25 protein-coding genes are annotated in these 23,840 nt (G+C 69.5%); 14 read left to right on the forward strand and 11 right to left on the reverse strand.

Annotated elements, in window-relative coordinates:
* Window positions 1–183: 183 nt before the first annotated feature.
* Window positions 184–1,524: a wax ester/triacylglycerol synthase domain-containing protein gene (locus tag FK531_RS04095; protein ID WP_142095440.1), complete on the reverse strand. Its 1,341-nt coding sequence runs from the start codon at window positions 1,522–1,524 to the stop codon at window positions 184–186.
* Window positions 1,525–1,626: 102 nt separating this feature from the next.
* Complete coding sequence (gene htpG / locus FK531_RS04100; RefSeq protein ID WP_290367603.1) at window positions 1,627–3,570, reverse strand: molecular chaperone HtpG; 1,944 nt, start codon at window positions 3,568–3,570, stop codon at window positions 1,627–1,629.
* A 175-nt stretch (window positions 3,571–3,745) separates the two neighbouring features.
* Here htpG and FK531_RS04105 point away from each other — a divergent pair, with 175 nt between their 5' ends.
* Window positions 3,746–4,366, forward strand: a complete 621-nt coding sequence (locus tag FK531_RS04105; protein ID WP_181762815.1) for a hypothetical protein — start codon at window positions 3,746–3,748, stop codon at window positions 4,364–4,366.
* Between the two features lie 16 nt (window positions 4,367–4,382).
* Here the strand turns inward: FK531_RS04105 and FK531_RS04110 are convergent, their stop codons facing one another.
* Entirely contained in the window at window positions 4,383–4,982 is a 600-nt protein-coding gene (locus tag FK531_RS04110; protein ID WP_142095445.1) for a methyltransferase family protein, read from the reverse strand.
* Between the two features lie 369 nt (window positions 4,983–5,351).
* On the opposite strand from FK531_RS04110, the gene FK531_RS04115 reads away from it, so the two are divergent.
* Entirely contained in the window at window positions 5,352–6,143 is a 792-nt protein-coding gene (locus tag FK531_RS04115; RefSeq protein WP_142095447.1) for a phosphatidylethanolamine N-methyltransferase family domain-containing protein, read from the forward strand.
* Window positions 6,144–6,215: 72 nt separating this feature from the next.
* Complete coding sequence (locus FK531_RS04120) at window positions 6,216–6,590, forward strand: helix-turn-helix domain-containing protein (RefSeq protein WP_142095449.1); 375 nt, start codon at window positions 6,216–6,218, stop codon at window positions 6,588–6,590.
* A 6-nt stretch (window positions 6,591–6,596) separates the two neighbouring features.
* On the opposite strand, the gene FK531_RS04125 is transcribed toward FK531_RS04120, so the two are convergent.
* Both FK531_RS04125 and FK531_RS04130 read right to left on the reverse strand, forming a co-directional pair.
* Window positions 6,597–7,193, reverse strand: a complete 597-nt coding sequence (locus FK531_RS04125) for an ATP-dependent Clp protease proteolytic subunit (protein ID WP_142095451.1) — start codon at window positions 7,191–7,193, stop codon at window positions 6,597–6,599.
* 2 nt (window positions 7,194–7,195) lie between these two features.
* Window positions 7,196–7,798 (reverse strand): ClpP family protease, encoded by a 603-nt coding sequence (locus FK531_RS04130; RefSeq protein ID WP_142095453.1) that lies wholly within the window; start codon window positions 7,796–7,798, stop codon window positions 7,196–7,198.
* A gap of 119 nt (window positions 7,799–7,917) precedes the next feature.
* Here FK531_RS04130 and FK531_RS04135 point away from each other — a divergent pair, with 119 nt between their 5' ends.
* Together FK531_RS04135 and FK531_RS04140 are read left to right on the forward strand one after the other, a co-directional pair.
* A complete protein-coding gene (locus tag FK531_RS04135; protein ID WP_142095455.1) occupies window positions 7,918–8,244 on the forward strand; it encodes an ArsR/SmtB family transcription factor in 327 nt (108 codons plus the stop codon).
* A 2-nt stretch (window positions 8,245–8,246) separates the two neighbouring features.
* On the forward strand, window positions 8,247–8,732 hold the full coding sequence (locus FK531_RS04140) for an SRPBCC family protein (protein ID WP_142095457.1): 486 nt from the start codon (window positions 8,247–8,249) through the stop codon (window positions 8,730–8,732).
* A gap of 10 nt (window positions 8,733–8,742) precedes the next feature.
* Here FK531_RS04140 and FK531_RS04145 read toward each other — a convergent pair whose 3' ends face one another.
* The gene (locus FK531_RS04145) at window positions 8,743–9,108 is read right to left on the reverse strand and encodes a VOC family protein (RefSeq protein WP_142095459.1); all 366 of its coding nucleotides are present in this window, start codon (window positions 9,106–9,108) and stop codon (window positions 8,743–8,745) included.
* A gap of 169 nt (window positions 9,109–9,277) precedes the next feature.
* On the opposite strand from FK531_RS04145, the gene FK531_RS04150 reads away from it, so the two are divergent.
* Window positions 9,278–10,420: a GmrSD restriction endonuclease domain-containing protein gene (locus tag FK531_RS04150; protein WP_246097865.1), complete on the forward strand. Its 1,143-nt coding sequence runs from the start codon at window positions 9,278–9,280 to the stop codon at window positions 10,418–10,420.
* Window positions 10,421–10,552: 132 nt separating this feature from the next.
* On the opposite strand, the gene FK531_RS04155 is transcribed toward FK531_RS04150, so the two are convergent.
* On the reverse strand, window positions 10,553–12,313 hold the full coding sequence (locus FK531_RS04155; protein ID WP_142095463.1) for a GNAT family N-acetyltransferase: 1,761 nt from the start codon (window positions 12,311–12,313) through the stop codon (window positions 10,553–10,555).
* A gap of 58 nt (window positions 12,314–12,371) precedes the next feature.
* On the opposite strand from FK531_RS04155, the gene FK531_RS04160 reads away from it, so the two are divergent.
* Window positions 12,372–13,151, forward strand: coding sequence for an alpha/beta fold hydrolase (locus tag FK531_RS04160; protein ID WP_142095465.1), 780 nt, complete (start codon window positions 12,372–12,374; stop codon window positions 13,149–13,151).
* Between the two features lie 13 nt (window positions 13,152–13,164).
* Here the strand turns inward: FK531_RS04160 and FK531_RS04165 are convergent, their stop codons facing one another.
* The gene (locus FK531_RS04165; protein ID WP_246097866.1) at window positions 13,165–14,076 is read right to left on the reverse strand and encodes a poly(ethylene terephthalate) hydrolase family protein; all 912 of its coding nucleotides are present in this window, start codon (window positions 14,074–14,076) and stop codon (window positions 13,165–13,167) included.
* Between the two features lie 107 nt (window positions 14,077–14,183).
* Here FK531_RS04165 and FK531_RS04170 point away from each other — a divergent pair, with 107 nt between their 5' ends.
* From FK531_RS04170 to FK531_RS04180, 3 genes are read left to right on the forward strand one after another with little or no spacing between them, the layout of a single operon-like run.
* Window positions 14,184–15,161, forward strand: a complete 978-nt coding sequence (locus FK531_RS04170) for a pseudouridine synthase (RefSeq protein ID WP_142095467.1) — start codon at window positions 14,184–14,186, stop codon at window positions 15,159–15,161.
* Between the two features lie 60 nt (window positions 15,162–15,221).
* Complete coding sequence (locus FK531_RS04175; protein ID WP_142095469.1) at window positions 15,222–16,517, forward strand: HNH endonuclease; 1,296 nt, start codon at window positions 15,222–15,224, stop codon at window positions 16,515–16,517.
* A 23-nt stretch (window positions 16,518–16,540) separates the two neighbouring features.
* Window positions 16,541–17,110, forward strand: coding sequence for a YdeI/OmpD-associated family protein (locus FK531_RS04180; protein ID WP_142095471.1), 570 nt, complete (start codon window positions 16,541–16,543; stop codon window positions 17,108–17,110).
* A gap of 18 nt (window positions 17,111–17,128) precedes the next feature.
* On the opposite strand, the gene ychF is transcribed toward FK531_RS04180, so the two are convergent.
* From ychF to FK531_RS04195, 3 genes are all read right to left on the reverse strand, one after another.
* A complete protein-coding gene (ychF, locus tag FK531_RS04185) occupies window positions 17,129–18,208 on the reverse strand; it encodes a redox-regulated ATPase YchF (RefSeq protein WP_142095473.1) in 1,080 nt (359 codons plus the stop codon).
* 70 nt (window positions 18,209–18,278) lie between these two features.
* A complete protein-coding gene (locus tag FK531_RS04190) occupies window positions 18,279–18,683 on the reverse strand; it encodes a CD225/dispanin family protein (RefSeq protein WP_142095475.1) in 405 nt (134 codons plus the stop codon).
* Between the two features lie 83 nt (window positions 18,684–18,766).
* Window positions 18,767–19,351: a class I SAM-dependent DNA methyltransferase gene (locus FK531_RS04195; RefSeq protein ID WP_142095477.1), complete on the reverse strand. Its 585-nt coding sequence runs from the start codon at window positions 19,349–19,351 to the stop codon at window positions 18,767–18,769.
* Between the two features lie 164 nt (window positions 19,352–19,515).
* Between FK531_RS04195 and FK531_RS04200 the strand changes: the two genes are divergently transcribed.
* The 4 genes from FK531_RS04200 (at window position 19,516) to FK531_RS04215 (ending at window position 23,835) form a co-directional block, all read left to right on the forward strand.
* Window positions 19,516–20,088: a LysM peptidoglycan-binding domain-containing protein gene (locus tag FK531_RS04200; RefSeq protein ID WP_142095479.1), complete on the forward strand. Its 573-nt coding sequence runs from the start codon at window positions 19,516–19,518 to the stop codon at window positions 20,086–20,088.
* A 105-nt stretch (window positions 20,089–20,193) separates the two neighbouring features.
* Entirely contained in the window at window positions 20,194–21,771 is a 1,578-nt protein-coding gene (locus FK531_RS04205; protein WP_142095481.1) for an FMN-binding glutamate synthase family protein, read from the forward strand.
* A 52-nt stretch (window positions 21,772–21,823) separates the two neighbouring features.
* A complete protein-coding gene (locus tag FK531_RS04210; protein ID WP_142096602.1) occupies window positions 21,824–23,335 on the forward strand; it encodes an AlkA N-terminal domain-containing protein in 1,512 nt (503 codons plus the stop codon).
* Entirely contained in the window at window positions 23,332–23,835 is a 504-nt protein-coding gene (locus FK531_RS04215) for a methylated-DNA--[protein]-cysteine S-methyltransferase (RefSeq protein ID WP_142095483.1), read from the forward strand. Before FK531_RS04210 ends, FK531_RS04215 begins: the two co-directional genes overlap by 4 nt.
* Window positions 23,836–23,840 lie beyond the last annotated feature (5 nt).

The following is a 23,840-nucleotide window of genomic DNA, read 5'->3' on the forward strand; positions in this document are numbered from 1 at the left end:
CGGTCCGACGGCGAGCAGGCTCGCCAGGTCCGTGGCGGTGGCCGCCCCGACGTAGGGAACCAGGGCGTCGTAAATGTAGGTCGACATGTCGTGACTCCGTTCGATTGCTGCGTCGCCGCCGGTTTCGTCCCGGTGACGGCCACAGCGTATAGGTGTTGCGACAGGTTTGCCACCGGTCTCGCATCATTCAGCCAGTCGACCGACAGCCGATCCCTCCCTGACCTCGGCCACCGCGTCACGCAGCAACTGCTCGTAGGTGCCCACATCGGTTATCACCGACGGACTGGTCACGATGCTGAGCGTCACCGTGTCGCCGATACCGTGCACCCCGTGCGTCAACCCCATGAACTGGGACAGAGCAGGGAAGCCCGCGGTGAACCGCACCTGTGCGCCGCCGAGTGTCAGGTCCGCGGCCCCGCGGGCGACACTCGAGACGACGGTGTGTCCGGTGACCGCATCGGGGACCGCGGTGAAGTCGAACTGCTCGACACCGCGGCGCAGCAGCACGGCGGGAATGGCGGCCATCGCGCGGTCCTCGGCCGGTCCCGCCGGGTGGTCGCCGCGCAAACGCCGAGTCCGCAATGACTCGGCAATCATCGCGGCGCGTTCGCACGGGTCCTCGGCGTCGGGGAACAGGTCGACGGCGAGATTGCGGAAGTGGTTGCGCGCCAGTGCCGGTCCGGCCTTGGCGACGGTCACCTCGGCGGCCAGGCCCTCGACGGGGATCCCGTGCAGACCGAGATACCGCGTCAGGGCCAGCGAGATCGCCGTCAGCGCACCGACGGTGACGCTCGTCCCCACCCCGCGCAGGTCGTCGGCGTCGACGACCACGGTCCGGATCGACCGGTACTCGTTCGGTCTGGAGTTGGTCGACAGCTTGGGCAGGCTCGGCGGCTTCGCAGGCACGAGGCCGGCCTCGGTGTCGCGTTCGAGTTGCCGGTGCATGCGATGTGCCGGCCCGGCGCGCCGGACCATCTCGACCACCTGGACCGGCAGCCGTGCGGCGGCGGCGGTCAGGGCGAGGGCGGGCCGCCACGGCCGCTCCGGGGCGGGGGCAGGCGCCGCCTCGGAGAAGAGTGCACGCGCGGTCTGCGACGCGCGGGTGCCGTCGGCCAGTGCGTGCGCGACCTGCAGGACGGCGACCACCGCCGGACCGTCGTCGCAGCGGGGCGCGCCGTCCACCGGCCCGAAAAGATGCAGCCGCCAGGGTGATTCGGACGGGTCCAGTCGAGCGGTGAGCAACGCGGCGACGGCGTCGAGGCAGCTCTCCCATGACCGCGGGCCCGACCCGTGCAGGCGGACGTGACTGTCCTCGACGGACATCGGCACCCAGTACGGATAGTCGGCCCGCAGTGGGATCTCGCCGACCTTGATCCGCAGATCCGGAATCAGCGCCGCACGTTCGAGCAGCGCGGTCCGGATCTCGTCCAGTCCGTCCGTCGGGTCGGCGAAACAGTAGAGCAGGAACTGGTCGGTAGGGATCTTGCGAGAGATCCAGTACGACTGCGCATCTGGGGTCGACATCCGTGTCCCACGACCCGAGACCCCATCCGAGAACGGCACCGGCAGACGATACAACAGCGCCGGCCGCCCCGAAAGGGACGGCCGGCGCCGAGACCGATGCCGTCAGACTGTGGCAGCCAACCGGTTCGCGAGCAGCCCGGTGAAGCGGACCGGGTCGTCGAGTTCACCGCCCTCGGCGAGCAACGCCATGCCGTAGAGCAGCTCCGCGGTCTCGGCGGGCGCGGTGTCGTCGGGCCGGTCGGCGTGTGCCGTCCGCAGCGCCGCGACGAGCGGGTGGTCGGGATTGAGCTCGAGGATGCGCTTGGTCTGCGGCACCGGCTGTCCGGACGCCCGGTACATGCGTTCGAGGGCGGGCGACATGCTGAAGTCGTCGCCGACGATGCACGCCGGAGAGGTGGTCAACCGGCTCGACAGCCGCACCTGCTTGACCTTGTCGTTCAGGGTCTCGGTCATCCAGCCGAGCAGGTCGGCGAAGTCCTTCTCCCGCTCCTCGCGCTCGAGTTCGTTCGCCTTCTTGTCGTCCTCGGTGTCGAGGTCGACCTCACCCTTGGCGACCGACTGGAACGACTTGCCGGCGAACTCGGGAACCTGCGACGTCCACACCTCGTCGACCGGGTCGGTGAGCAGCAGCACCTCGAGCCCCTTCGCCTTGAAGGCCTCCAGGTGCGGGGAGTGCTCGAGCAACTGACGCGAGTCGCCCGTCGCGTAGTAGATCTGCTCCTGACCGTCCTTCATCCGGCCCACGTAGTCGGCGAGGGTGGTCAGCTCGTCGTCGCTGTGAGTGGATGCGAACGAGGAGATCTCGAGCAGTGTGTCGCGGTTGTCGGCGTCGGAGACCAGGCCCTCCTTCAGTGCCCGCCCGAACTCCGACCACAGGGTGCGGTAGTCGTCGGTGCGGTCGGCCTGGATGTCCTTGACGGTGGCGAGGACCTTCTTGGTGAGCCGCCGCCGGATCGCGCGGATCTGCCGGTCCTGCTGCAGGATCTCCCGAGAGACGTTGAGCGAGAGGTCCTGTGCGTCGACGACACCCTTGACGAAGCGCAGGTACTCGGGCATCAGCTGGTCGCAGTCGTCCATGATGAAGACGCGCTTGACGTAGAGCTGGACGCCGGCCTTGCCGTCCCGCATGAACAGGTCGAACGGTGCGTGCGACGGGATGAACAGCAGCGCCTGGTACTCGAAGGTGCCCTCGGCCTTCATCGGGATGGTCTCGAGCGGGTCGTCCCAGGCGTGCGCGATGTGCCGGTAGAACTCCGCGTACTCCTCGTCGGAGACCTCGTCGCGCGAGCGCGCCCACAGGGCCTTCATCGAGTTGATCGTCTCGGATTCGACGGTGACCTGCTCGGCGCCGCCCTCCTCGGTCGCCGGCGTGCGCCGCTCGACGTCCATCCGGATCGGCCAGGCGATGAAGTCGGAGTACCGCTTGACCAGTTCCCGGATCTTGTGCGCGGACGTGTAGTCGTGCAGGTGGTCGTCGGTGTCGACGGGCTTGAGGTGCAGGGTCACCGAGCTGCCCTGCGGGGCGCCCTCGACCGCCTCGATCGTGTAGGTCGCCTCACCGCTGGACTCCCAACGGGTGGCCTCTTCCTCACCCGCGCGACGGGTCAGCAGGGTGACCTTGTCGGCCACCATGAAGGTCGAGTAGAAACCGATGCCGAACTGGCCGATCAGCTCCTCCGAGGCCGCGGAGTCCTTGGCCTCCTTCAGCTTTCGACGCAGCTCTGCCGTGCCCGACCTGGCGAGCGTGCCGATCAGGTCGACGACCTCCGCGCGTGACATGCCGATGCCGTTGTCACGGATGGTGAGGGTGCGGGCGTCCTGGTCGGCCTCGATCTCGATGTGCAGGTCCGAGGTGTCCACCGCGAGGTCCTTGTCGCGGTAGGCCTCGAGCCGCAGCTTGTCGAGCGCGTCCGAGGCGTTGGAGAGCAGCTCCCGCAGGAAGGAGTCCTTGTTCGAGTAGACCGAGTGGATCATCAGGTCCAGCAGCTGGCGGGTCTCCGCCTGGAACTCCAGCTGCTCACGACGCGGTGCGTCCTGTTCTCCGATGTGCGCGTTCAATTCATTTCCCTTTCGACAGCAGCACCCGCTACCGGACACGTCGTCGGGATTTTAGCGTCGCCCGGACCGGCCATTGCTATGCCCGGCCGGTGGGAGGAGGGTGAGAAGTGGGGTTGACCGGTGGCGCCGCCGGGGCGCCGCCTCGAGCAGAAAGGGGTGGATCGTGTACGCGCGCTCTACCACTATCCAGGCCCACCCGTCCCACATCGACGCCGGAATCAAGCACATCCGTGACACCGTCATGCCCGCCCTCGCCGACCTCGAGGGCTGCGCGGGGCTCTCGCTGCTGGTCGACCGCGACACCGGACGCTGCATCGCCACCAGTTCGTGGATGGACGAGGACGCCCTGCGCGGCAGCGAGGGACCCGTCCGGGAGATCCGCGACCGCGCCGCGGAGATGTTCCACGGCACCGCCACCGTCGAGCGGTGGGACATCGCGGTCCTGCACCGCGACCATCGCTCCCAGCGCGGCGCCTGCGTGCGGGCGGCGTGGCTCAAGGTCGAGCCGGGCCGGATGACCCGAGCCGTCGACGTCTACAAGCTCGTCTCGGTGCCGTCGATGCAGGAGCTCGAGGGCTTCTGCAGTGCCAGCCTGATGGTCGATCACGCCGCAGGCCGGGCGGTGTCCTCGGTGACGTTCGACAGCGTCGATGCCATGAACCGGAACCGGGACGCGGCCGAGACCCTCCGAACCAACGGGGTCAGGGAGATGGGCGCCGAGGTGCTCGAGGTGTGCGAATTCGAGCTCGCGATCGCGCACCTGCACGTGCCCGAGATGGCCTGAGGAACCGGTACGGCGACTAGAACACGAACGGAATCAACCGTCTGGTGCGAGCCATGTACCGGCGGTACGGTTCGCCGATCTCGGCGGCCAGGACGCGCTCCTCGTGTGGGATCCGCACCACGTAGGCGAGCGCCAATCCGAGCACCGCGAGCGGGGCCAGCCAGTTGGTGTAGGCGATGGTGAACCCGAGCGCGCAGATGAGTGCGCCGGTGTAGGACGGATGCCGGATCCGCCGGTACGGGCCGGTGTCGACGACCGCCTGCCCGGGGACCGTCTGGACCCGGAAGGTGAACGACGACCCGAGTTCGCGCACCGCGCGCAGCCGTAATCCCTGCCCCGACGCCGCGACCACCAGGCCGGCGGCGAACCACCACCACTGCCCCTCGACGATCACCGTCGCCGTCGCCAGCACGCTCACCGCGAGTCCGCCGAAGTACGCGACGAGGAGGCCGAGGCCCACGGCCGCACCGCTGAGGTCTCCCGGCCGCGACTGAGTCGGCCGGGTCCGACCGATCCGGTACTCGGAGACCACCCATGCCGCGAACGCCGCCGCCAGTACCGCCCCCGCGACCGGGTTGGTCGCGAAGAGCGGCAGTACCCGGTCGGGCTCGCTCACACGAGTGCCTCAGCGGGCCATCGATCGAGGTCGTCGATCAGCGCGTGCACGGTGTCCGGGCTCGCAGCGACGACCGGTCGAACGTTCGACGAGGAATGCGTCGGTGTCCATGCGTCCGACCCTAACCGGGACGAGGAGCGTCCGCGCGGGACCACGGACGAGGCCGGGCGGCGGCGAGCCCCCGGCAACAGCCCTCCAGTTGGATGTCGGTCGAGCAATCCGAACTTGTATCAAATTCTCGACCGATTACTACCTCTACCTCGAAAGACACGTGATAGAACACGTTATAGAAATGATGGTTGCCCGACAGTGCGCTCGCGGCGTAGGCGCCCATCGGTGCAACCCGCACACGCACACCGAAGGACCTCGATGCACTGGTACACCGGAAACACCGTCTACGACACCGTCCTGACCCTCGCCTTCGCATTCGCCGCGTTCGTGATCGTCGGCAGCTTCTTCGCCCAGAGTTCGTACGGACGCTTCTCCTCCACGAACCTCGGGTTCAACCTCAACCCGAAGCTCGGGTGGTGGCTGATGGAGATCCCGGCGACGGTGGTGTTCCTCGTCGTCTACCTGACCGGACCGAACCGGTTCGAGCCGACGTCGCTCGTCCTCGCGGCGATCTGGCTGCTGCACTACGCGAATCGTGGCTGGTTCTTCCCGCTCGCGATCCGGCAGGTTCCCGGCAAGCGCAGCACCTTCAACATCTCGGTGATCGTGATGGGCATGCTGGTCACCTCAATGCACGGGTACCTCAACGGCGCACTGTTCAGCCAGGACTACTTCGGCCAGTACGGCACCGAATGGCTGACCGATCCCCGGTTCCTCGTCGGCCTGGTCGTCTACCTGTGCGGTTTCGGGCTGCTGATCAGCTCGGAGTCGATCGTGCGGAACCTGCGCGACAAGAACAACCCGGGCGCCGCCGAGTACCGGATTCCGTTCGGCGGCGGCTTCCGGTTCGTCACCAGCCCCGCCTACCTCGGCGAGTTGATCGCGTGGTCCGGATTCGCGCTGCTGACCTGGGCGCTGCCCGGTGTGGTCATCCTCCTCATCACCGCCGGCAACCTGATTCCCCGCGCCTTCGCCACGCACCAGTGGTACCGGGAGAAGTTCACCGACTACCCCACCGACCGCAAGGCACTGGTGCCGTACCTGGTCTGACCGGACGCGCGGGGCGTCCGCTCTGCGTGAACAGCGACGCGTCCGACCGCGCAGCGGTGCCAGACTCGGGACATGGCAGCAGCGGACCGCCCCGTCGTCGTCGACCTCGCCACCCGGCGTCGCGACCAGCGCGGCCCCGACCGCGCAGACTCCCCCGCGCCGCTGTTGCGCGCGGTCTACGGCGAGATCCTGCGCGACGAGCGCCGGGACCAGGACCGCACCCTCGCCGAGGTCGCGCGGGCGGTCGGCATGTCCAAGCAGTACCTGTCCGAGGTCGAGCGCGGTCGCAAGGAGCCGTCCTCGGAGATGCTGCACTCGGTGTGCGGCGCGCTCGGGTTGCCGCTCGAGCACCTGCTCGCTCGTGGCGTCCGGCGACTGTCGGTCACGCGGCGAGTCGCGACGGGTGCACCCGCCGGCCCGCCGGGCATGCAACTGCTGGCCGCGTAGGCACACTCACCCGACGTCGCGGGTGACGATCACCTGGTCGGCCAGGCCGTAGTCGAGGGCCTCCCGAGCGGTGAAGATCCGGTCCCGGTCGGTGTCCCGGCGCAGCCGGGCCACGTCCTGACCGGTGTGGGCGCTGAGGATCTCCTCGGTCTGCGACCGAATCCTCAGTACCTCCGCGGCCTGCAGCGCGAGGTCGGAGATCGAGCCCTGCCCCTGCGTCGAGGGCTGGTGCAGCAGCACCCGGGAGTGCGCGAGCACGTACCGCTTGCCGGGCGCGCCGGCGGCGAGCAGGACCGCCGCCGCGGACGCGGCCTGACCCATGCAGTACGTCGCGACCTTCGGTCGCAGGAACTGCATGGTGTCGTAGACGGCGAGCATCGCGGTGGTCGATCCGCCCGGCGAGTTGATGTACAGCCCGATCTCGCGGTCCGGCGCCTCCGCCTCGAGGTGCAGCAGCTGCGCCATCACCACGTTCGCGACGCCGTCGTCGATCTCGTTGCCCAGGAAGATGATTCGCTCGTTGAGGAGGCGGCTGAACACGTCGAAGGACCGCTCGCCCGCGGGGGTCCGTTCGATGACGTTGGGAATCGTGTACTGGGACATCGCTACAGCCCCATCCGTCGGGTGGTCGCGAACGGCGCGATCTGCGCGAAGGAATCGACGACCTCGTCGACGATCCCGTAGTCGCGGGCCTGCTCCGGCGTGAACCAGCGGTCCCGGTCGCTGTCGGCGGCGATCTCCTCGACCGGGCGCCCGGTCTCGGCCGCGAGGATCTCCTCCGACTGTCGCTTCATGTACTCCCAATTGTCGGCCTGGATGGCGATGTCCATCGCCGTGCCGCCGATGCCCGCGGACGGCTGGTGCATCATGATCCGGCTGTGCGCCAGGCTGATCCGCTTGCCGTGGGTGCCCGACGCGAGCAGCACCTGCCCCATGCTCGCGGCGAATCCGAGGGCCACGGTCACCACGTCGTTGGGGATCAGTTTCATGGTGTCGTAGATGGCCAGGCCGGCCAGCACGGACCCGCCGGGCGAGTTGATGTACAGCACGACGTCCCGGTCGGCGTCGGCGGCGGCGAGCAGCACCAACTCGGCACACACCCGCTCGGCCATCTCGTCGTTCACCTCCCCGGTGAGCAGCAGGGTGCGCTGGCGGAAGAGTCGGTCGGTCAGTTGGTCGCGGTAGTCCAGGGGCGATTTCTCGATCATGCCTCTCGTTGTAACCACCCGACGCGGGCCCGAATCGATTCGTCTGCCAAGGGCAGACACGTGGCAGTCGCTCGGGCCCGCCCTTGACAGCGCGGAGTCCGCGACGAATACTGAACTAGATGGTTCAGTATTCACGCCTCGACATCACGTTCGCTGCGCTCGCGGACCCCACCCGGCGCGGGATCCTCGAACACCTCGGCCGGGCGGACGCCACCGTCAGCGAGTTGGCGGAGCGCTTCGAGATGACCCTCACCGGCATCACGAAACACCTCAGGCTCCTCGAACAGGCCGGGATGATCGAGACAGAGAAGCACGGGCGGGTGCGTCACTGCCGGCTCGGCACGAACCCGCTCGACCGCGAAGCCGCCTGGATCCGGGGCCACCAGCTCGAGATCGAGGGCCGCATGGACCGTCTCGGACAGTTCCTCAACCGCACGGAGGAGTAACGATGACCACGCAACACACCCCCGCAGCCGCAACCGTGTCCGCCCCGGGCGAGCGGGACATTCACGTCGAACGCGTCTTCGGCGCCACCCGCGACCGGGTCTGGGCCGCGTACACCGAACCCGAACAGCTCGCCCAGTGGTGGGGTCGTGGCAACCAGCTCGACATCGAGCGCTGGGAATTCGAGCGCGGCGGCCACTGGCGGTTCGTCGAGCACCACGAGGGCGGCACCGACGGCTTCGAGGGACGGTTCCGCGAGATCACCCCGAAGGAGCGGCTGGTCTACTCCTTCGAGTGGGACGGTATGCCCGCGCACGTGTGCATCGACAGCGTCGAGTTCGTGGATCTGGGCGACGGCCGCACCCGGGTCGTCATCGACAGCCAGTTCCTCACCGCCGCCGACCGCGACGGCATGCTGGAGTCCGGCATGGAAGAGGGCATGAACGCCAGCTATCGGGCGCTCGACGCGCTCCTGGCGAAGGCCGGATGATCGCTGCCACTCAATCTCGAACGCACAGGCAGAAGTAGTGCCCGGCCGGATCCCGGAACACCGTGAATCCCGGATGCTCGGCCGGTCCCTCGACGAGCTCGGCACCCAGCCCGGTGACCCACCGCCCGGAGGCATTCATGTCGTCGGTCACCAGGTCCAGGTGCACCCGCACGCCCTGCGCCGGCCAGTCGACGGGGACGAAATCGGGGGCGAGCTGGAACGCCAGCCGGAGCGCCCCCGGACCCTGCAGGACCACCCAGTCGTCGTCCGACTGCACGACCTGCCAGCCGAGCACCGCGCCGTAGAAGCCTGCCAACGCGCCCGGATCGGGGCAGTCCAGCACGGTGTAGTCCATACCGATGTCGGGTCGGGTCATGGCATCGACCCTAAGCCGCGGCTCGACAGCCCGCACACAGCAGACCTGCCCGTCGAACGGATGAACCCGGCGCCGGTCGCCCCCGAGCGGTCCGGTATGCCTGGTATGGATGAGGATGACGATCGCGCCGAGACCGGCGCGCATCACCGCACTCGTGAAGGATCCGCCCGTGTTCTCCAGCCCCACCGCCCCCGACAGCGGCGCACGGCCCCTTCGCAGGGACACCGCGTGGATCGTCGGCGCCGCGGGCCTGTTGGCGGTCGTCGGAATCGCGGGATGCGGTGGCCCGGCAACGTCGACTCAACCCACGACGACCGAGGCAGTCGCCACCTCCGCGTTGTCGACCACGTCGTCCCGGACGCCGTCGACAACAACGACGACTCCGACGGGCGCCGCCGTCCCCGAGCCCGCAGCCGCGGTCGCGTTGTCCGTCAACGGAACCGGTGCCGCGAACACCGCACTCGCTCAGCTGGACACGCTGCCGGTCAAGGGTCGCGCTCCGAAAACCGGCTACGACCGTGCGCTGTTCGGGCAGGCATGGTCTGACGACGTGACCGTCGCGGGTGGCCACAACGGTTGCGACACCCGCAACGACATCCTCCGACGCGACCTGGCCGACGTCACCCTGAAACCCGGCTCCAACGGCTGCACCGTCCTGACCGGCACCCTCGCCGACAGCTACACCGGTACCACCGTCGCATTCACCCGGGGGTCCGGGACGTCGAGGGCTGTGGAGATCGATCACGTGGTGGCACTGTCGGATTCGTGGCAGAAGGGCTCGCAGCAACTCGACGAGCAGACGCGGCGCAACTTCGCGAACGATCCCCGGAACCTGCAGGCCGTCGACGGTCCGACCAACCAGCGCAAGGGTGATGGCGACGCCGCGACGTGGCTGCCGCCGAACAAGGAGTACCGGTGCACGTACGTGTCCCGGCAGATCGAGGTGAAGGCGGCCTACAACCTGTGGGTCACCGCGGCGGAACGGGATGCGATGGCGCGCGTGCTCGGGGATTGCGGTGCGGCACCGGCGCGCGTCGTCCCCGCCGCGGATCCCACCGAGCACCGACAGGCGGTCACGACGGTCCCGCCGGCCCCCGCCCCACGATCCGCACCCGCGCCCGCAGCGGCTCCGGTTCCGTTCGTTGCCCCACCGGCACCGGCACCGGCGGCCGCCCTTCCCGCGCCCAGCGCCACCGTCTCGTATGCAAGTTGCAGCGCGGTCCGAGCCGCGGGTGCGGCGCCGATCTACGCCGGGCAACCGGGGTACAGCCGGAAGCTGGACCGCGACGGTGACGGGGTCGCCTGCGAGTGAGCGATCGTCCAGGGTCCATGTAGGCGCGGGCGCCGTCCACTGACGCTTGCACCACAGCACACCCACGAACGGGCGGTTTCCGGGATACGCACTCGACGTTCGTCCCGGAAACCGCCCGTTCGTGTGCGGGTCTCAGAGTGCCCGCTTGAGCCCGACGTGACTGTTGCCGTATCCCAACCGTGCGTAGAACGCATGCGCTCGCTCGCGGCTCCGGTCGGTGGTGACCTGTGCGAGTGTCGCGCCGCGATGCCGACCATGCTCGTGCGCCCACTCGAGCATTGCGGTGCCGACACCGTGGGACCGTTCGGCGGCCGCCACCCGCACTCCCTCGATCTGAAGGCGAGTGGTGCCGCCGCGGGACAACCCCGGAATGACGGTGAGCTGCATGGTGCCGACGATCCGGTCGTCCTCGTCGCGGACCACGGCCAGGTAGTGCGACGGGTCCCGGGCGACGGCGTCGTACGCCTCCTCGTACCGTGCCATCTCGGCACCCTCGCGGGTGCAGCCGATCTCGTCGTCGGACAGCAGGGCGACCAGCGCCGGCACGTCGGCACGGCCCGCACGCTGCACCCGAAAGGTCCTGTCGCCGAGGCGGAGCCGTCCCCCGACCGATGCCCGCGACTGCACGTGGGAGATGAGGGTGTCCAGCCAGGTGCCGACATGCCGTCGGGCCTCGGGGGTGTCGGGGTAGCGACAGCGCAGGTGCAGCCCGGACTCGTCGAGGATGAACCAGAGCATCACGCCGTCGGTCCGGATCGTCGCGCCGACGTACTGTGCCTCCAGACCGGCCGCATCGACGCGGACCGGCAGCCGACGCAGGTCCAGCCAGGAGATCGCGAACATCCCTGGCGCCTCGGGCATCCCGCCCCACGGACGGAGTACGTCCTCCAGTGGCCAGGACCCCATCCGGACGGCTTCCTTGACCGCCTCCGCGCTGGCGCGGGGATCGGGGTCGGCCGATTCCAGCACCGAGTTGGTGATGAACCAGCCGACGGAGTCGTGCCAGGTGGAGTCGTACCGGCTGTGCACCGGAAACACCGCCCGCAGTGGGGTTCCGGCCAGCGCGCGGGTCACCTCGGTCATCGCCGCCACCACCAGCGCCAGGGTCGAGACCCCGTCGTCGCGGGCCTGCGCCGAGAAGGCGGCGCTGTCGTCGACGTCGAGCACGTCACGCACCTCCACCCGCTCCTGCTGCAACGTCGCGGGGCCCAGCGGCAGCGGGAACCGTGGCATCACCTCGCCGCTCGCCGCGAGCACCTCGGCCCAGCGGCGGCGCACGTCGGCGGGTGCGGACGGGCGGTCCTGCAGCGCGCGGGTGTGCTCGGCGAAGGCGGGCGCGGGCGGCAACGACGCCGTGCGACCGTCACGCACCACGGCCAGCGCGGCGAGCAGGTCGCGTGCGATCACCAGCATCGACCACATGTCGACGTGCGCGTGGTCGGCGGCGACCACCACCGTCGGCCCCACCGCGGTTTCGAGCACGCACAGCCGGTGCGACGGACGACTGTACGGCGAACACGCGCGGTCGAGCACGTCGCGGAGCGCATCGTTGACGGCCTGCCCGGGGGCGATCGGGTGCAGGGCCCAGTCGCCGGGGAGGATCTCGACCTCGTGCAGGCGCGGCTCGCCGTCGTCGCCGGGAACGAACACCGACCGCAATGTGCCGTGCCGCGCGATCACCGCCAGCCACGCGGCGGCGAGCTCGTCGGGCGGCACGGGCTGGGAGAGCTTGAAGGACAACGCCATCCAGGACCCGGCCCGGTCTCCTGCACCGACGTGGCGTCGCTGGTCGAAGGACACGGGCAGCGGTCGGCCGAGCGGGCCCACTGTCACGTCGTAGCCCAGTAGTCGGCCGAACGGCAGGCGCAGGTGCGCGACGTTGGTCAACCGCATGGCGGGTAGCCTAGGCGCTTTCCCGAGCGGCCGCCGTCCCCGCGATCCAGGAGCTGCCATGCCGACCTTCAGCGTTCCGGGAGCCGAGCTCGACGTGGAGCTGAGCGACGAGGGCGGCCACCCGGTCGTCCAACTCCACGGCCTCACCTCCAGCCGCCATCGCGACCGCCTGATGGAGCTCGACCTCGGCCGCGGTCTCAGCGGCACCCGACTGCTGCGGTACGACGCACGCGGGCACGGCCGCTCAACCGGGCGCGCGGTCCCCGAGGACTACCGCTGGACGGTTCTGGCCGACGACCTGCTGAGGCTGCTCGACCACTGGTTCCCCGGCGAACGGGTGCACGGCGTCGGCCCGTCGATGGGCACGGGGACGCTGCTGCACGCGGCGGTGCGCGATCCGGGCCGGTTCAGCGGACTCACCCTGTTGGTGCCGGCGACCGCCTGGGGCACCCGCGCCGCCAAGGCCGACGTCTACCGGCACAACGCCGCGATGATCGAGGAGCGGGGACTCGACGCGTTCCTCGCGGCCGACCTCGCCGTGCCCCGCCCACCCGCGACGGTCGGGACGCCCGAGACCGGGCCGGACGTCGACGAGCGTCTGCTTCCGTCACTGTTCCGCGGGGCCGCGCTGAGTGACCTGCCCGACCCCGACGATGTCGCGAAGATCGACGTGCCGACCACGATTCTCGCCTGGACTGACGACCCCGGTCACCCGGTGTCCACCGCCGAGTCGCTGGTGAACCTCCTGCCCCGGGCCACGCTGGAGGTCGCGCACACGCCGGCCGATCTCGCCCGCTGGCCCGGCATCCTGTGTGAGGACGTGGCGCGCCACGGCTAGCGTCGCACCGGACTCACCACCCCTTGACCGCAGTTCCGTCCCACCGGGGGTCGGCCAGCAGTTCCGGTGCCGGGCCGACGAAGGCTCGCGCTGCGTCGGCGTCGCCGGTGAGGGTGAAGCGCAGCCACGCGGTGAGGTACCCGCGGAATCCGCCTCCGTCGCTCGGCCAGTTGTGCCCCACTCCGAGCAGGCGGCCGCGGGCCGCGGGCCCCGGGCTCACCGCGTGGAACGCGGCCTGCGGTATCGCCGTCGAGACCGGATCGTCGGACCCGGTCAGATAGAACACCGGACCCGTCAGCCGGGTCACGTCGAACACATCCACGGGCCTACTGGCCCACCACGGATCGGGCAGGTCGAGCACGGCGGTGGAGGTGATGAGCCCACCAGAGGCGGTGCTGGCATTGATCGATCCCCCGGCGCCCTGCGAATGTCCGACGGCGGCGACGTGCGCGACGTCGATGCGATCGTGAAAGACGCTCTCCGGGTTGTCGTTCTGCGCCAGGATGTAGCGCGCTGCGGCCAGGATCTCGGTCCCGTCGCCGGTGACGCTGCTGTCGGCGACGACGACGACGAAACCCCAGGACGCCAGGTGGCGCAGCAGTTCCTCGTACTGCACGTACGTCGCGTAGCTTCCGTTTCCGAAGGTGACCACCGGATGCCGGTCGGGGCTGACGGCGATGTCGGCGGGGTGGAACACCTGGTATCCAGGCACCGCAACCGCTGTGACGGCGTGAATTCCGGTGGCCGCGTAGCGCTCGCTGACGGGGCGAGGTTCCGGCGCAGCGGGAGCCGTGACCCCCGCCCCGGGGGCCGACGCGACGGCCGGCGCCGCAAATCCCGACACCATCGGCATCGCGATCATCGCGGCGATGAGCAGTATCCGAGTGAGTCGGGTGGTGGGCAGCCGGGGTCCTCGCAACGTCACGGACGCAGCCTACCCAGCGTCGGCGGTCGGCCGGTTCGACGTGGACGGCGCCGTCGCGGACGTCACCGTGAAACGACGCGACGGGGCCCGCGCCGGTCACCGGTGGGATGATGACGGACGTGCCGATGCCCTCACCACTGCCCGTCAAGGACGGGGTCGGGGCGACGCGACTGCGCGTCCCGTCGTCCGGGCAGTGGGCGACGATCGCCGAGTACGTCGTCGCGAGGTTCGACCACCTGGACTCCGCCGACGTGTATCGGCGGTTCGACGACGGGGAGATCGTGGGCACCGACGGCCGTCCGATCGGTCGCGGCACGGCGCTGGGCGCTCACCAATTCGTCTGGTACTACCGCGATCTGCCGGCGGAGGACCCGATTCCGTTCCACGAGGAGATCCTGCACGTCGACGACGACCTCGTCGTGATCGACAAGCCGCACTTCCTCCCGACCACCCCGAGCGGGCGCTACCTGCGTGAGTCGGCGCTCGTCCGATTGCGGACCCGCCTCGACAACCCGGACCTGACGCCGATCCATCGGCTCGACCGTGCGACCGCCGGCCTGGTGATGTTCTCGGCCCGTCCCGCGACGCGCGGCGCATACCAATCGCTGTTCGAGAAGCGGGAGGTCGTGAAGGTCTACGAGGCGGTGTCGGCGCGACCGCCCAGGTGGAACCCGGACGCACCGGCGCTCGCCGGGCGCGCCGTCCCCCTCGTCCACCGCAACCACATCGCGTCGCGGCGCGGCCAGTTGCGGGTCGTCGTCGACGACGTCCGCGAGCCCAACGCCGAGACGGCGGTCGAGGTGCACGGGACCGGCGTGAGTACCTCCGGACGTGCCGTGCTGCGCACGGTCCTGCGTCCACACACCGGACGGATGCACCAGTTGCGCGTGCATCTGGCAGCGCTCGGCGTCGGGATCCTGGGCGACCGTTTGTATCCCGATCTGCTGCCCGAGGCGCCGGACGACCATGGTCTCCCACTCCAATTGCTCGCGCGGGAACTGGAATTCACCGATCCGCTGTCGGGGATGCCGCGGAGGTTCGTCACCCACCGGACGTTGAGCGAGGCGCCCGTGCGGGCGCGCTGACGCCACCGGAAATTCTCGGAACCACCGAATCTGTCGGTGGCACTCGGTACAATCGAACACATGAGCGAACCGAGGGCGAGGAGCCAGTCGGTCACGGCCGCCGCGGTGGAACGGTGGATCAGCCGCCTCGCCGACGCGGACGGCCCCGACGAGCAACCCGAGCGCATCGACCTGCTCCGAGCTCTCGAACGACTCACCTGCGCTGCGGCCGGCCTTCAGGCTCAAGTCACCTCCGATTTTGCGACGCACCAACGCCACGCGGCCACCGCCGCGGGAGTGGCACGCGAACGTCGGGATCGGGGCATCGCCTCGCAGATCGCGCTGGCCCGCCGCGAGTCCCCGCACCGCGGCGGCATCCATCTCGGTCTGGCCACCGCACTCACCTCCGAGCTTCCACACACCCTCGCCGCGCTGCGCGGAGGGTGGATCACCGAGTGGCGCGCTACCCAGATTGCCCGCGAAACCGCGTGCGTCTCAGCCGAAGACCGAGCCGAGATCGACCGGAAGCTCGCTGCCGATCCCGAACGACTCGAGAAGATGAGCGACAAGGATGCTGTCGCCACAGCGCGACAGATGGCGTACGAGGCGGACAAGCAGGTCTGGGTCCGGCGGAAGGCCAAGGCGCACTCCGAGCGGCGGGTGTCGATCCGCCCGGCCCCGGACACGATGGCCTACGTGACGGCGCTGCTCCCCATGGCGGAGGGCGTCGCCTGCTACGCGGCCCTCTCGGCGGCGGCCGCGGCGGCAACCGCCACCGGCGACGAGCGGACCCGCGGGCAGATCATGGCGGACACCCTCGTCGCCCGCATCGTCACCTCATCGACCGACGACACCGCCGCACCGACGACACCGGTTCGAGTGCACCTGACGGTGTCCGATCGCACGCTGTTCGGTGGCGGCGACGAGGCGGCACACGTCCGCGGCTACGGACCGATTCCCGCAGACGTGGCACGGGAACTCGTCCATGCCGCCGCGACCGCCGGTGTGGCCGAGCTTCGCCGGGTCTACACGCGGCCGGATACCGGCGCGGTGGTCGCCATGGACCGCAGCACCCGCCTGTTCCCCCCTTCCCTGGCCGAGTTGATCCGGCTCCGCGACCCCGTCTGCCGCACGCCGTGGTGCGATGCGCCCGTGCGGCACATCGACCACATCCACCCCGCCGCCGCCGATGGACCGACCAGCTTCGAGAACGGCCAGGGCCTGTGCGAGGCGTGCAACTACGCCAAACAGTCACCCGGATGGGCCGCCGAAGCACTCGACTCCCCCGACGGCAGACATCGAGTCCGAATCACGACCCCCACCGGACACATTCATCACAGTCTCGCGCCGCCCGCACCGAGACCGGCCGTCGCGTGACCGCCAGCACTTAACCTTGTCCCATGGCCAACTCGAATGCGGAACACCTGCATCCCGGATCCCTCGACGAGTGGCACGTGTGGCTGCGTGACAATCACCACGAATCCGACGGCGTATGGCTTGTGTTCTGGCGCAAGGAGTCCGGTAATGCTCCGCTCGACTACGACCAGGTGGTGCGGGAGGCGCTGTGCTGGGGATGGGTCGACGGGCACACCCGGACCATCGACGAGCATCGACGGGGCATGTGGTTCACCCGGCGCGGCCGCAACAGCGCATGGGCCGCGTCCAACAAGGCGCGCGTGACCGACCTGCTCGCCGAGGGACGGATGCAGCCGGCCGGGCAAGCCGTCATCGACGACGCCAAACAGCGTGGCCTGTGGACGCTGCTCGACGACGCCGAGGCACTCGTCGAGTCACCGGAACTCGCGGCGGCTCTCGACGCGGAGCCACAGGCCCGCACCCACTGGGACGCATGGCCGCCGAGTGTCCGCAAGTTCGCGCTCAGCCAGATCGCGTTCGCCAAGCAACCCGCAACCAAGACCAAACGAATCGCCGGCATCGTCGAGAAGGCCGCCCGCAACGAGCGGCCGTGACCTCACCCCGACGAGGGGCTACACGTTGAAGCGGAACTCCACCACGTCCCCGTCGACCATGACGTAGTCCTTGCCCTCCATGCGCACCTTGCCGGCGGCCTTGGCGGCGTTCATGGAACCTGCAGCAACGAGGTCGTCGAAGGACACGATCTCGGCCTTGATGAAGCCGCGCTCGAAGTCGGTGTGGATGACGCCGGCCGCCTGCGGGGCGGTGTCGCCCTTGTGGATGGTCCAGGCGCGCGACTCCTTGGGGCCCGCGGTCAGGTAGGTCTGCAGCCCGAGGGTGTGGAAGCCGGTCCGGGCGAGCGCGTGCAGGCCGGGCTCGGACTGGCCGATCGAGTCGAGCATCTCCTGACGGTCTTCCTCGTCCAGCTCGAGCAGCTCCTGCTCGACCTTCGCGTCGAGGAACACCGCGTCGGCGGGGGCGACGGACGCGCGCAGTTCGGCGACCTTCGCCTCGTCGGTGAGCACGGCCTCGTCGGCGTTGAAGACGTAGAGGAAGGGCTTGGTGGTGAGCAGGCTCAGCTCACGCAGCAGCGAGAAGTCCAGCTTGTCCTTGACGCTGAACAGGGTCTTGCCCTCGTCGAGGAAGGCCTGAGCCTTGAGCGCCTCCTCGTGCAGCGGCTTGAACTCCTTGTTCTTCTTCGCTTCCTTCTCCAGGCGCGGGAGGGCCTTCTCCAGCGTCTGCATGTCGGCGATGACGAGCTCGGTCTCGATCACCTCGATGTCCGAGGCGGGGTCGACGCGACCATCGACGTGCACCACGTCGTCGTCGGCGAACACGCGAACGACCTGACAGATGGCGTCGGCCTCGCGGATGTTGGCGAGGAACTTGTTGCCCAGGCCGGCGCCCTCGGAGGCGCCCTTGACGATGCCGGCGATGTCGACGAAGGACACGGTCGCGGGCAGGATGCGCTCGGAACCGAAGATCTCGGCCAGCTTGACCAGCCGCTCGTCCGGCAGCTCGACCAGGCCGACGTTGGGCTCGATGGTCGCGAACGGGTAGTTCGCGGCCAGTACGTCGTTGTTGGTCAGCGCGTTGAAGAGGGTGGACTTGCCGACGTTGGGCAGTCCGACGATTCCGAGGGTAAGGCTCACGGTCTCCAGAGTCTACGGACCGACGTGCGCCGTGTGGTCACGCCGGTCCGCGGAACTCCCCGATCGCGACTCAGTACGTGCTGTTCGCGGCGTTGACCGCGACGATGATGACCACGATATAGAAGAGAATGAACAGGACGAACAGCCCAGCAAAGACCCCCAGCGCGATCTTGCCGAGCTGCTTGGTGCGGTCCGATGCGTACTGCGCGCCCTGGTAGTCGCCGAGTGCCCACTTCGGGTACACCGACGACGAGTGGTTGAACGCGGCGAAGGCCAGCGGCCAGAAGAAGATGACGGCGGCGGCAGCCCAACCGGCGTTCGTCGGCGGCAACATCGGGGCGCCGTACTGCGGCGCCGGACCGGGCATCGGCGGCTGGCCGGGCACGGGCTGCTGACCCGTCGCGGGCTGCTGGTACTGCGGGTACGCGGGCGCTCCGTAGTACGGCGTCGGGCTCGAAGTGTCAGGTTCTGTCATGGTTCCCCCCTCGGGATGCGTGGTTACGGCGCAGCAACCATACCCACGGGCGAGCCGAACCGGCTGACCGCGAACGCAGACCGTCAGCCCTGGGCCGGCTTGCGGGCGACGGTCACCGCCCAGTCGGCACCCTCACGCCAGGGCCGCAGGTCCCAGGTCGCGAAGCGATGCTCGACCACGAATCCCGTTGCCACGAGGTCTGCATCGAACTCCTCGACCGTGTACCGGTAGTCGGTGGCGAACCCGGTGACGAACACACCACCGGGAACCAGATGATCCGAGAACCCCTGCAGCACAGCGCGTTCGGTACCCGACTCGAGGAAGATCATCACGTTGCCCGCGGCGATGATCGCGTCGAACCGAGGCACCGGCAGCTCCAGCTCCGACAGGTCTGCCCGCACGACAGTCAGCCCCGGCTGCGTCGCGGCGACCTCGAGGAGAACGGGGTCGAGGTCCACGGCCGTCACCGAGTGTCCGCGCCGCGCCAGTTCGGCCCCGACTCGCCCGGTCCCACATCCCGCGTCGAGCACCCTCGATCCACGCCCGATCACCGTGTCGAGCATCCGCGCCTCGCCGTGCAGATCGGCGCCCTGCGCGTCGAGCTCCTCGAACCTGAGCACGTAGTCGCGCGACTGCGCCTCGCTGCGTTCACTTTCCCATCTCGTCACATTGTTCAGACTATGTTCAGATTCCGCCCGACCGTGCAGCGGACGTCGCGAGTTCCACGTAGTGTTCGACGAGGGACGCGGGGGGGCTTCAATTGTGGGGCTGCCCAGCGGATCACCCAATTCATGCGCTTCACCGACGATGTACCTCCGAAAGGGGAATCACTGTGGCGAACACCTTGCAGGCGGGTTCGGGTCTCACGGCCGGTCAGTCGCTCACCTCCGACAACGGCGCATACACCCTCACGCTCCAGGACGACGGCAACCTCGTCCTGGGTGAGAACGGAAATGCGGTGTGGGCGAGCAAGACCAACGGCAAGTCCGTAGTCAAGGCGGACCTGCAGGACGACGGCAACTTCGTGCTGTACACCGAGGGCAACGACGCCGTCTGGGCCTCGCAGACGTCCGGCAACTCGGGCGTGCGCCTGGTGCTGCAGGACGACCGCAACGTCGTGCTGTACGCGGGCGACAACGCGGTGTGGTCGACGGACACCGTCACCGACACCCCGGCCGAGGCGCCCGCACCGGAGCCCGAGCCGGCGCCGGCCGAGCCTGCCGCCGCCGAGGCGCCGCCGGCTCCCGCCGCTCAGACCTACACGATCGAGAGTGGCGACACCCTCTGGGATCTGGCGCAGCGCTTCTACGGCGACGGCAACCAGTTCCAGAAGATCGCCGACGCGAACGGCATCCCGAATCCGGACGCGATCAACGTCGGACAGGTCCTGACCATCCCGGCCTAGACACTGTCTACACGGCGGCCCCGCCCATTCCGGCCGGGGTCGCCGTGGTGTCTCCCGACCTGGTGAACGTCCGGAGGGCATGATGGTGACCGAAGGGAGTGCACCGTGATTCGATGGCTGATCGTTGCCGGAGTGTGGGTGGTCGGCCTCGGGGCTGCGGCGCTCGCGATTGCCGTCGGGGCAGGCTGGTGGGTGCTGGCACTGCCGGTTCTCGCCCTCGCGGCACTCGGCTCCTGGGATCTGACCCAGCGCCGTCACAGCGTGCTGCGCAACTACCCGATCCTCGGCCACGCCCGCTTCCTGCTCGAGAAGGTCCGCCCCGAGATACAGCAGTACTTCATCGAATCATCAACGGACGGAACACCGTTCGACCGGGAGACCCGCGACCTGGTGTACGAGCGAGCCAAGGGCGTCAAGGACGCCGAGCCATTCGGCACCGAGCGGGACGTGTACGCGCCCGGCTACGAGTTCTTCACCCACTCCCTGCGTGCGCGACGTCCCGACGAGGCGACCCCGACCGTCCGACTCGGCGGTCCCGACTGCACCCGGCCGTACGACATCGCGATGCTCAACGTCTCCGCGATGAGTTTCGGCTCGCTGTCCGCCACCGCCATCGAGGCGCTCAACGCCGGCGCGGCGCGCGGCGGCTTCGCGCACGACACCGGCGAGGGCGGTATCAGCCCGTACCACCGCAAACCCGGCGGCGACCTGATCTGGGAGATCGGCTCCGGCTACTTCGGATGTCGCACCGCGGAGGGCCGTTTCGACCCGGACGCGTTTGCCGCCAAGGCCGTCGACGATCAGGTCAAGGCGATCTCGATCAAGCTCTCGCAGGGTGCCAAGCCGGGCCACGGCGGCGTGCTCCCCGGGGTGAAGGTCAGCCGCGAGATCGCCGAGACCCGCGGCGTTCCGGTCGGCAAAACGGTGATCTCCCCGCCCGCGCACAGCGCGTTCGACACCCCGGACGGGCTGGTCGACTTCATCGTCACGCTGCGCACCCTCTCGGGCGGGAAGCCGGTGGGCTTCAAGTTGTGCGTCGGTTCGCGGATCGAGTTCCTCGGGATCTGCAAGGCGATGATCGCGCGCGGCGTCACTGCAGACTTCGTCATCGTCGACGGCGCCGAGGGCGGCACGGGCGCAGCGCCGTCGGAGTACGAGGACCACATGGGCATGCCGCTGACCGAGGGACTGATGCTCGTGCACAACGCACTGGTCGGATCGGGTCTGCGGGACCGGATCAAGATCGGTGCGTCCGGGAAGGTGGCCAGCGGCAGCGACATCGTCAAACGGATCATCCAGGGCGCCGACTTCACACTGGCCGCGCGGGCGATGATGTTCGCCGTCGGCTGCATCCAAGCGCAGGCCTGCCACACCAACCACTGCCCCGTCGGCGTCACCACCCAGGACCCGGCACGGTCGCGGGCGCTCGACGTCCCGGACAAGTCCGCCCGGGTCTACCGGTTCCAGCGCTCGACGGTGGACAGCGCGAAGGAGTTGGTGGGCTCGATGGGCCTCGACAGCTTCGCCGACCTGCAACCGGCGATGCTCAACCGGCGGATCGACGCACACACCACCCGGACCTACGCCGAACTCTACGAGTGGCTACAGGTCGGCGAACTTCTCGAGGATCCGCCGCCGGGCTGGCGCAGCGACTGGGTGGACGCCTCCGCGGATCGGTTCTGACGCCACCGCGATGTCCGATTCCCGCTAGCGCGATGGTCGCGTGGCTGCCAGAGTGGAGTTCGTGACCGCCCCCTACCTGGACTTCGACCGCTGCTACCGCGCCGTGTCGTCCCGAGACGCCCGCTTCGACGGGCAGTTCATCACGGCCGTGCGGACCACCGGGATCTACTGCAGGCCCTCCTGCCCGGCGATCACCCCCAAGCCGGGCAACGTCACCTTCCTGCCCACCGCGGCCGCCGCCCAGCAGGCCGGCTACCGCGCCTGCCGTCGCTGCCTGCCCGACGCCGCGCCCGGGTCACCGTTGTGGAACGTCCGCTCCGACCTCGCCGCCCGCGCGATGCGGTTGATCTCCGACGGCGCCGTCGAGCGCGGTGGCGTCGACGCCCTCTCCGCCTCGTTGGGTTACTCGTCCCGCCAGCTCACGCGGACCCTGACTGCCGAACTCGGTGCCGGTCCGCTCGCGTTGGCCCGGGCGCACCGCGCGCACACCGCCCGGATCCTGATCCAGACCACCACCATGCCGATGTCCGACATCGCGTTCGCGGCGGGGTTCTCGAGCATCCGGCAGTTCAACGACACCGTCCGCGAGGTGTTCGCCGCGACGCCGTCGACGATGCGCACCGAGGCCTCCCGGCGCACCCCGGACGCGCCGCCCGCGACCGGGACGGTGTCACTGCGACTGCCGTATCGCGCCCCGCTCGACCCGACCTGGCTGGCCTGGTTCCTGTCCGGACACGCCGCCACCGGCGTCGAACGCTGGTCCGACGGCGAGTACCGCCGCACCCTGCGACTGCCACACGGGACGGGGGTGGTCGCGACGGTCGTGAGCGCGGGGTACGTGCGCGCCGAGCTGACCCTGGCCGACATGCGCGATCTGGCGCCTGCGGTCGCCCGGCTGCGACACTTGCTGGACCTCGACGCCGATCCCGAGGCGGTGGACGGCGCGCTGTCGACCGACCCGGCGCTGGCCACGGCCGTCGCCGCTGCGCCCGGCCTGCGCGTGCCCGGCAACGTCGACCCGGCGGAGTTGCTGCTGCGCACCATGATCGGTCAGCAGATCTCCCTCGCGGCAGCCGCGACGCACACCGCCAGGTTGGTGTCGGCCCTCGGCGAGCCGGTCGACGACCCGTACCTGACGCACCTCTTCCCCAGCCCCGCCGCGGTGGCGGCCCGCGGTCGGGAGGTGCTGACCGGCCCCACGGCCCGAGTCGACGCCGTCGTCGGAGTGGCCGAGGCGCTGGCCGAGGGCACTCTCACTGTGCACGCCGGCCGCACCGCGTCCGACCTCCGCGCGGACCTTCTCTCGCACAAGGGAATCGGACCGTGGACCGCGGACTACGTGGTGATGCGCACCCTGGCCGACCCCGACATCCTGCTGGGCACAGACCTGGTCGTCCGCCAGGGCGCCCACGAGCTCGGGGTGGACCTCGACGAGGGCGCGCGCTGGACACCCTGGCGCTCGTACGCGTCGATGCACCTGTGGCGCAGCGCACTTGCCGCGCGCGGCGCCTATCCGAACACTCCCCCACACACTCCCGACCTCGAACCGGAGGACCTCCGATGACCGCAAGTTACGCCACCACCGCCACCCCGATCGGCCCGTTCACCGCCGTCGTCGACGGCGACGGCGCCGTCCTCGCCTCGGGCTGGACGGCGGACCCGGAGGACCTGTGCACCCTGGTCCACGCGTCACTGCGACCGTCCGCACTCGAGCAGCGCACCGAACTCGGAGCCGTCAGCCGCGCCGTCGCCGACTACCACCGCGGCGACCTGACCTGCATCGATTCCATTGCGGTGCGGCAACACTCGGGCGAGTTCCTCGAAGCTGCCTGGGAGGTGCTGCGCAAGGTGCCACCGGGCGAACCCGTCACCTACACGGAGTTCGCGGCACTGTCCGGCAGGCCCGCCGCCGTCCGCGGAGCGGCCTCCGCGTGCGCCCGCAACGCCGCCGCGCTGTTCGTCCCCTGCCATCGGGTGGTGCGCGTCGGCGGGGCGCTCGGCGGCTTCCGTTGGGGACTGCCCGCCAAACGCTGGCTACTCTCCCACGAGGAGACCGCGAGGTAGATTCG

The sequence above is a fragment of the Rhodococcus spelaei genome (genome assembly GCF_006704125.1).
GTDB lineage: Bacteria > Actinomycetota > Actinomycetes > Mycobacteriales > Mycobacteriaceae > Rhodococcus_G > Rhodococcus_G spelaei.